The following is a 1,312-nucleotide window of genomic DNA, read 5'->3' as shown; positions in this document are numbered from 1 at the left end:
GAAATGAGGTTCACCGAGCAACACCATAACCCACCGAACTCCCGTCTTTCTTATCCCAATCAGGCCGTTCTCCGGACATGATAGCCGCTCTCTGTGATGGGGTTGGTCTGTCGTACTGATTAGGCATGGTGCTCTTAGGCTGACTGATGTGAATTTTATTCGGGTCGAAGTTCTCGACAGCGCATCCAGATACCATGATTGTTATTATCAGGGAAGTAATCACATTCCTCATGAAAAAATCCTTATGATTCCCAACAGTAGTCGGGTAATTATACAAGCTGGTATATTAGGCGACCCCACCTATCAATTCTCTCAACGTCTGCCTATATCGTTCCTCTTCAAACTCGACGCAAATGCATTGCGCCCCAACTTAATCGCAGCCTTAATCATTGCCCCTGAACCCATTGTGGTTCTGCGATAGGATGCCCCTTCCCAAGATAACGATATTTATCAAGATTTATTTGCCAGGTATATTTAACTGACCCCGTTTGCGGATAACTTCGTTCAAAGTTGCTAAGATAAAGTCATTAATGTCATAACCAGTGACGCGTTTTTAACTAAACACAGTTGGTTTACCCTTTGTTTCTGTTGTTAAAACTGACGTCCAGATACCATTTTGGGCCATAAACAAGACAACGGTAGAAGGACTCGCCATGACCCTATTAGTCACATCAATCCCATTTGTTGCATTTGCCCAAGGCTCTTATCGCCAGGAGTGCTCATGAAATTAACTTTAGCAATGGCACTGGTTTTATCCGGGTGCGCTGCCACAAGCCTATCCAGCCAGCAGATATCTGCGTACAACAATGACGATCTGTGTAAAGCATTAGGCACATACAACAGTCATGGGCACACAGTACTTCGCATAACCGAAGAGATAAACAAACGGGGGGCGGACATCAATCAAGAGCGGTGTTACGCTCTTTCACGAATAGAGATGAGGCGCGGTGGTAATACGCTTAAACGTGATAATCTTTTCTTTGAGAATCAAGAATTGGAACGGCAATCACGTATATCGAGAGATATACAGCGATATTTAGAAAGTCAACATTAAGCAAAGTAGTACTTATGCTCTAACCTAAAGCGTAATGACATAGACTTCTTCCAAATATTATTGTAGCCGTGCCGTTCCCATGTCTCTGACGGTTTGAGACTCTACTGCGTTCGTTTGAAACGCGCTGAGATCAGCCATCGCAGCGCAGAGGATATACGGCGTTTACGGGAATGGGATGACTGTTAACAACAGCAGTCAACACGCTGCACCACAATGCTTAGCGCGCCCACTCCGGTTTATTCAGGATATGGTCCTGCC

Annotated in this window: 1 protein-coding gene; it reads left to right on the top strand. The window is 44.9% G+C overall.

Translation table 11 applies throughout. The features are described 5' to 3' along the window. Positions 1 to 721: 721 nt before the first annotated feature. Complete coding sequence (locus tag J5224_RS28215) at positions 722 to 1,054, top strand: hypothetical protein (protein ID WP_264628421.1); 333 nt, start codon at positions 722 to 724, stop codon at positions 1,052 to 1,054. Positions 1,055 to 1,312: the final 258 nt, after the last annotated feature.

The organism is Candidatus Symbiopectobacterium sp. NZEC135, assembly GCF_025962695.1.
Note: the sequence above shows the minus strand (reverse complement) of the source record. Positions and strands in the feature narration are given on the sequence as shown.

Bases quoted from the DNA above. Each gene is read 5' to 3' on its own strand.
- J5224_RS28215 (WP_264628421.1), top strand. From the start codon at position 722: ATGAAATTAACTTTAGCAATGGCACTGGTTTTATCCGGGTGCGCTGCC.